This window comes from Vibrio sp. R11-SG3-ISO3-SZ (assembly GCF_059834345.1).
Genome location: NZ_JCBDGX010000063.1, coordinates 39,027 through 46,374, shown reverse-complemented (window position 1 = coordinate 46,374; position 7,348 = coordinate 39,027). Strand labels below are relative to the sequence as shown.

The following is a 7,348-nucleotide window of genomic DNA, read 5'->3' as shown; positions in this document are numbered from 1 at the left end:
CCATTTTGGGTCTGTGTATCATCAGTGCCTTGGTTTACTACGGCGTGGGTTGGACCAAGGATGTCTTTGGTGCTGCGGCGACGCCAATTGTCACTGTCGCCCTACTGGTCGCCTACGTGGCTTTGGTTAAGATCTCCGCCAAGTATGCGCACGAAGGCGCCATCGAGATTGATGCTGAACTGACCGAAGTGCCCGATCCCGGCCCAACGGTGAAATCTGGCCTGCATTACCTGCTACCCATTGTGGTCCTAGTGTGGTGTTTGACGGTGGAGCGCTTCTCTCCGGGGCTGTCCGCGTTTTGGGCGACCGTGTTTATGATTTTTATTTTGATCACCCAACGTCCATTAATGGCGTTGATGGCGAAACAAAGCAATCTGCTTGAGCCAGCAAAAGAAGGCTTCGTCGATTTGGCTGAGAGTCTCGTCTCTGGTGCGCGCAACATGATTGGTATCGGCGTCGCCACGGCGGCAGCGGGTACGGTCGTCGGTGTGGTCACCTTAACCGGTATTGGCCTCGTCATGACAGACTTTGTCGAGTTCATCTCCGGCGGTAACATCATCTTGATGCTACTGTTTACTGCCTTGATCAGTTTGATCTTGGGCATGGGTCTTCCGACGACGGCAAACTACATTGTGGTCTCTACCCTGATGGCTCCCGTTATCGTTACCTTGGGCGCGCAGCACGGCTTGATCATCCCACTCATCGCAGTGCACTTGTTTGTGTTCTACTTCGGCATCTTAGCCGACGATACGCCACCGGTTGGTTTGGCGGCGTTCGCGGCGGCGGCCATTGCCAAATCGGATCCTATACGTACCGGTATCCAAGGCTTTACCTACGATATTCGAACCGCGATATTGCCGTTTATGTTCATCTTCAACACGCAACTGCTGTTGATGGGGATTGATACCTGGTGGCATCTCGCCTTAACCATCATCTCCTCCATTATTGCGATGTTGATATTCTCCGCCGCGACACAAGGTTGGTGGTTCACCAAGAACAAATGGTGGGAAACGGTACTGCTACTGGTGCTGACCTTCTCCTTCTTCCGCCCTGGTTTCTGGTGGGATATGTTGTACCCAGCGAAAGTTCTTTCACCGGGTGTTGAGGTGGCTCAAATTACTGAAACACTAAAAGTGGGAGAATCGCTCGAATTACGAGTCTCAGGGGAAACTCTGGAAGGGGATATCGTTGAGAAGACGGTGCGCTTGCCTTTCGAAGATAACGCGAAATCAGCGGACGATCGCCTTGCCTCTATGGGTCTGATGTTAACCGAAGACGCAGGCAAAATGATTGTTGATATGGTCGAGTTTGGCAGCCCAGCGGAATCGGCGGGCATTGACTTCGATTGGGAGATCCAATGGGTAGTCCAGGATGCCGATCGTCCAATGAAGGAGTGGGTATTTGTCCCTGCTCTGCTTATTTTGATCGCCATGGGTCTCAACCAGAAGAAACGAGCTCGTAAGGAACAGCTTGGCGCCTAATAACACTCATACCAAGCAAAGCCGCGCTCTCTAACGAGCGCGGACTTTAGCGGGTATCAATCAGAGAACTAAACATGTACAAACAAATTCTTGTTCCCGTTGACCTCAATGACAAAGGCTTCTGTGACCGAGCCGTCGAACTGGCCGTCTGGCATGCGAAACACTCGAACGCAGAAATTCACCTGCTGAACGTGCTTCCGGGCATTCACATGTCGATGGTCGCCACTTACTTCCCCAAAGATGCGGCGAAGAAAATGAAGCAAGACGTCGAAACGCAACTCAAGCAGTTCGCGGCGCAGCACATTGATGAAGATGTGGTGTACAAAGCCCATGTGGCAGAAGGTAAACCCTACAGCACCATTTTGGACTACGCCGAAAAACTGGGGGCGGATCTCATCATCATGCCAAGCCACAAGCGTTCAAAAATCGATAAAGTCGTTCTAGGCTCTGTGGCAAGTAAAGTCGTACAGAACTCTCCGATTAACGTTATGGTCGTTAAGCCAAACGCTTAACCGGCGCGCCGCGTTGCGAAACGTCTCCTTTTATCAATAGGGCCCTCAACAGAGCGCCCTTTTTCTTTCCTTTTATTCTTTCTTATTTCCCTGTTCAACTCCCAGCCCTGTATCACCAAGGCTTATTCAATAGTTTTTACCTATTGAATTTATCGAATCGTCCAATTTTCTTTAATGTAAATAGTTATCAATAATATCTCTATCGACACAACAGAGCATTGGACTTCACCATGAAAAAGACACTGACATTCGCAGCCTTGCACTTTACCATTGCGTTTAGCGTCGCCTACCTACTGACCGGTGATATTTTAATTGGCAGTCTAATCGCGATGATTGAACCTATGGTTAACACCGTCGCCTTCTACTTCCATGAAAAGGCTTGGCAGACACACCCAGCGCTTCGTAAATTAGCCAAATCGACTGGGATTAAAACCACTAGCTTCGCCAGCGTGCACTTTAGCGTCGCGTTTACGGTCGCGTATTTGATGACGGGTAGCTGGTTGATTGGCGGCATCATGGCGGCCATTGAGCCAAGTATCAACACGGTGGCCTACTACTTCCACGAAAAAGTGTGGCAGCGCCAAGACGCGAATTGGCAATGCCACCACGGTGCACACGCATAACGAACAAGGGCCGCTCAGCGGCCTTTATTGCTATCGAAACAAATTCGAGTTACGAAGCCCCTACGCCCCGCGCACTGGAAAATGCGTCACGCACAATGACTCACTTAGCCCCAATTCAAAGTGTTGCTTCTGGCCATCGAGCCCCACTTCCAATGCGTATAGGTGCGCTGGATTGGGATCGTTCACATCATAGTAAACAGGCGCTTCGACTTGAAACAGCGCACTGACCGACTGCGCGCGCACATCCAACGGCAAGTGATAGGTCATGCCATTAAATTTCACCGACGCTGAGACGAGCCCCGCGTTGTAGGTGTGATAATGCAGCGAGACCAGCAATTCGCAGCCGCCGCCATGATGCCATATCTGCTCGGTCGCCACGTGTTCTAAACGTACGTGACGAATAAACTGCAAATACGGCGCATGCCAAATGCCCATTCTCGGATCCGATAAACGTTGATTATCGCTCCCTAGCGGACAAACCTCGCCTTCGGCCTCTTCAATCAACGGCTCATCTTCTTCTAAAAACAGTATCTCAAATCGATTTCGTCCCGCTTGCAAATAGGGACGGATCTCTTTTCGAACCTCACTTTGGCTCCCATCGCAATCAAACAGCGCGACACCATTGAGTCTGACTTCAGCATGGTAATCGATGCCCGACATCACCAAATCCACCGCAGGGAAGGCTAGCATGGCCTCATCGACCTCAATATCGTGCATCAAATGCCACTCTTGCTCAGCAATCTGTTCTTCGCTCATGTCGTCTGGCAACACGGCGCTGAGTGGATTCGGGAACATAAGATCGTCTTGAGGAATAGAGAGATCCGTGAGAGGAGAAAGTTGCCATAAGCCGGCAAGAGATAACTGCATGGGTACGCCGCTGATTTATTGAGCCAGATCAATGTCAGTGATTATAAAGCGTAAAAACAACAATGCCAGTCTTGAGACTGGCATTGAAAACAGGCTGAGCGCTGTGAACGTGAGACGACTCTCAATTACTCGTCGTCATCCTCTTCATCATCTGGGTACAAGGCGTCTTCGCCTTCGTAGTAGGTGCCCCATCCATCGTAGATGATGTCGTATTTTTCAGCGAGGTGAACCAACTTCTCCACTTGCGCATCAATGGCTTCTGCGTTTAGTGCTGATTCCATGGTGGCATCGCAGCACAACAGTTTGTTGCCGTCTTCGTCTTCGGTCTCTTCCGCTTCTAATACTTCAAAGCCCATTTTGAATGCTTCCACTACCGCTTTCTCTAGGGTGTCGAAATCTTCAGCAAACAGGTGGTGTTCAATCTCATATAAAGAATCTGGATCACTGCCGTCTTCGAGTAACGCTTGAATGATGTCGCGAGTCTCTTCTTTTTGAATTTCAATTAACTCTTCAACTGATAGATATTCATCTTCATGAGACATAAAGTGTGCTCCAGATAGTAACAACATTGATCAAAAAATAACGCACCGGACTATGACACGGCTGTGCTAATAATACCACCTAGAATCGACTTTGATCCCGTACTTTCTCTGTTTGCTGCGCTTTCACGCCAGATTAACGCACTTATTAACACTTTTTTATCATTTTGCTGTTTTGGTGTTTTGTGTCGAGGGCGACGATCACGTCGGATCATTCAGAATGCGTGTTTATGAGGTGGATCTGAATAGCGCCAGACAAGTAAAACGAACCTAAACCTCATATTTAGTCACCAAAAATGACTAAATCATGCATATCCATTCAATATAATCTGACAAACTTCCCGCCGTACTCTAGCACCGAAAACGCATAGTCAGTCACAATCATGTGAATTTCTCCAAATTCAATCTCCAGACATAAAATCCACAAAATACGAAATTAAAAGGCATATATGCACAATAAAGTCACATACTTAGAATTAATGGTTACAAAGTGCGCTTGCATCTTGATAACATTCTTGCCATAAATACGCTCTGGAATTCTGTGTAAGGAAGCAAAATGAGTAAGTTGTACGTAGGCTCTGAAGTTGGCCAATTGAGACGAGTCCTGTTAAACCGACCAGAGCGAGCACTGACTCACCTCACGCCATCAAACTGCCATGATCTGCTGTTTGACGATGTCTTGGCGGTTGAAGCCGCAGGCGAGGAGCATGACAAATTCGCTCAGACACTTCGCGATCAAGGTGTGGAAGTTTTACTCCTGCACGACTTGCTGGTTGAAACGCTCGCCGTCCCACCAGCCAAAGAGTGGTTACTCAATACACAAATCTCCGACCTACGTTTTGGTCCTATCTTCGCCAGAGATTTGCGCCACTACTTGAACGACATGGACAACGAGCACCTCGCGACCGTATTGCTCGGTGGCTTGGCCTATTCTGAGCTGCCGATTCGTTCGTCTTCTATGATGCCTAGCATGCATCGACCTTTGGATTTCGTCATTGAGCCCCTGCCCAACCACCTCTTTACGCGTGATACCTCATGCTGGGTTTACGGCGGCGTCTCACTCAACCCTATGATGAAGCCAGCCCGTCAGCGTGAAACCAACCACCTGCGTGCCATTTACCGCTGGCATCCAGTGTTTGCGGGGCAGGAGTTCATTAAATACTTCGGTGATGAAGATCTTCATTACGACAACGCCAATATTGAGGGCGGCGATGTGTTGGTGATCGGCAAAGGCGCGGTGCTGATTGGCATGTCTGAGCGCACGACACCACAAGGGGTTGAGAACCTAGCGGCGACCTTGTTTAAACATGGCCAAGCCAAAGAAGTGATCGCCATTGATCTTCCCAAACATCGTTCGTGTATGCACCTCGACACCGTCATGACCCATATGGATGTCGATACCTTCTCTGTCTACCCAGAGATCATGCGCAAAGATCTGGATACGTGGCGTTTAAGTGCCAAAGACGATGGCGAGATGCAGGTCGAGAAAGTACCGAGTTTCGTTCACGCCATTGAACAAGCGTTAGGGCTCGATTATCTGAAAATCATCACCACAGGCGGCGATAGCTATGAAGCCGAACGTGAGCAGTGGAATGATGCCAACAACGTCTTGACGGTGAAACCAGGCGTGGTGATCGGTTACGAGCGCAACGTCTACACCAATGAGAAGTACGACAAGGCCGGCATTGAGGTGTTAACCATTCCCGGCAATGAACTCGGCCGTGGTCGCGGCGGAGCACGCTGCATGAGCTGCCCCATCGAGCGTGACGGCATTTAAATCCGACCCAAACAAAAGTGCCTAGTTTTAGAGGCTCTCTCTCAAAACTAGGCACCCAACCACTCTCTAGGAACTAGGTTCTAGAAACTAGGCACTCGCCCCTATTCCGTCCCACCAACCGTCAACGCATCCAGCTTCAACGTCGGCTGACCAACGCCAACCGGCACACTTTGCCCTGCTTTGCCACATACGCCAACGCCACGGTCGATACTGAGATCATTACCGACCATGGAGACTTGCTGCATCGCCTCAATGCCGGAGCCAATCAGCGTCGCCCCTTTGACTGGGCGCGTGATCTTGCCGTCTTCAATCAAGTACGCTTCCGATGCGGAGAACACAAATTTACCCGAGGTAATGTCCACCTGACCACCGCCGAAGTTTGGTGCGTAAAGGCCTTTTTTCACCGTTGAGATAATTTCTTCAGGCGTGTGTTGACCCGGTAGCATATAAGTATTAGTCATGCGCGGCATAGGTAGGTGAGCATAAGACTCACGGCGACCATTACCGGTCGGCGCTACCCCCATCAAACGCGCGTTGAGCTTATCTTGCATGTAACCTTTCAATACGCCGTTTTCGATTAAGGTGTTGTATTGACCATGCACACCTTCGTCATCCACGTTGAGTGAACCACGCAAATCTTTCAGCGTGCCATCGTCAACAATAGTACAAAGATCCGAGGTGACTTTGTCGCCCACTTTGCCACTAAAGACCGACGACTCTTTGCGGTTGAAATCGCCTTCCAAGCCATGACCGACCGCTTCATGAAGCAGCACTCCTGGCCAACCCGAGCCCAGCACCACCGGCATCATACCCGCAGGTGCGGCATCCGCCTCTAGGTTGACCAACGCCATGCGAATCGCTTCATCTGCGTATTGATACGCCACTTGCACGCCATCGCTGTCACTTAAGAAGAAATCGTAACCAAATCGGCCACCGCCGCCTGCACTGCCTCGTTCACGGCGCTCGCCGCGCTGGGCGAGTACACTGATTGACAGGCGCACCAAAGGACGAACATCACCAGCGTAAGTGCCGTCTGTTGCCGCGACAAGCATCTGCTCATGCACACCGCTCAGGCTCACCGACACTTCTTTGATGAGTGGTTCTTTGGTGCGAATGTAGGCATCGATCTGTTTGAGTAGCGTCGTCTTTTGCTCTTTCTCCCAACTGTCTAACGGATTGACCGCCGCATAGATGTGTTGGTTGTCACTGCGCTTGAAAGCTTGTACCTGAGCATTTTGCCCCTGCTTGGCGATACCGCGCGCTGCGACCGCGCTCTGTTTCAAGCTCTCAAGCTGAATTTGGTCGGAGTAAGCAAAACCGGTTTTCTCGCCCGAGACCGCTCGCACACCCACACCGCAATCGATGTTAAATGAGCCATCTTTGATGATGCTGTCTTCCAGAACCAATGACTCATGCCAACTGGATTGGAAGTAGATATCGGCGTAGTCAATTTGACGAGTCGCGATGCTCGCTAGCGTCTGTGCGACGTCACTTTCGCTCAGCCCAGCTGGTTTCAACAAGGCATCTTCTACAAGGTTAATGGTCATAC

General features: G+C 50.2%; 7 protein-coding genes. 4 read left to right on the top strand and 3 right to left on the bottom strand.

Annotated elements, in window-relative coordinates; genetic code table 11:
- The 3 genes from AC6R1O_RS08480 to AC6R1O_RS08470 all read left to right on the top strand — a co-directional run.
- Nucleotides 1-1,481 (top strand): TRAP transporter permease (locus AC6R1O_RS08480; RefSeq protein ID WP_500656848.1); only part of this gene is annotated, 1,481 nt, incomplete at its 5' end.
- A 74-nt stretch (nucleotides 1,482-1,555) separates the two neighbouring features.
- Entirely contained in the window at nucleotides 1,556-1,993 is a 438-nt protein-coding gene (locus tag AC6R1O_RS08475; protein ID WP_334555054.1) for a universal stress protein, read from the top strand.
- 230 nt (nucleotides 1,994-2,223) lie between these two features.
- Nucleotides 2,224-2,616 (top strand): DUF2061 domain-containing protein, encoded by a 393-nt coding sequence (locus AC6R1O_RS08470; RefSeq protein WP_334555053.1) that lies wholly within the window; start codon nucleotides 2,224-2,226, stop codon nucleotides 2,614-2,616.
- A gap of 60 nt (nucleotides 2,617-2,676) precedes the next feature.
- Here the strand turns inward: AC6R1O_RS08470 and AC6R1O_RS08465 are convergent, their stop codons facing one another.
- Together AC6R1O_RS08465 and rraB are read right to left on the bottom strand one after the other, a co-directional pair.
- Nucleotides 2,677-3,483 carry a glycosyl hydrolase 2 galactose-binding domain-containing protein gene (locus tag AC6R1O_RS08465; protein WP_500631215.1) on the bottom strand — a complete coding sequence of 269 codons (807 nt, stop codon included), beginning with the start codon at nucleotides 3,481-3,483 and terminating at the stop codon, nucleotides 2,677-2,679.
- A 125-nt stretch (nucleotides 3,484-3,608) separates the two neighbouring features.
- Nucleotides 3,609-4,025: a ribonuclease E inhibitor RraB gene (rraB, locus tag AC6R1O_RS08460; protein ID WP_334555051.1), complete on the bottom strand. Its 417-nt coding sequence runs from the start codon at nucleotides 4,023-4,025 to the stop codon at nucleotides 3,609-3,611.
- A 553-nt stretch (nucleotides 4,026-4,578) separates the two neighbouring features.
- On the opposite strand from rraB, the gene arcA reads away from it, so the two are divergent.
- Nucleotides 4,579-5,799 (top strand): arginine deiminase, encoded by a 1,221-nt coding sequence (gene arcA, locus AC6R1O_RS08455; RefSeq protein WP_500656847.1) that lies wholly within the window; start codon nucleotides 4,579-4,581, stop codon nucleotides 5,797-5,799.
- A 101-nt stretch (nucleotides 5,800-5,900) separates the two neighbouring features.
- Here arcA and tldD read toward each other — a convergent pair whose 3' ends face one another.
- Nucleotides 5,901-7,346 (bottom strand): metalloprotease TldD, encoded by a 1,446-nt coding sequence (gene tldD / locus AC6R1O_RS08450; protein WP_500656846.1) that lies wholly within the window; start codon nucleotides 7,344-7,346, stop codon nucleotides 5,901-5,903.
- Nucleotides 7,347-7,348: the final 2 nt, after the last annotated feature.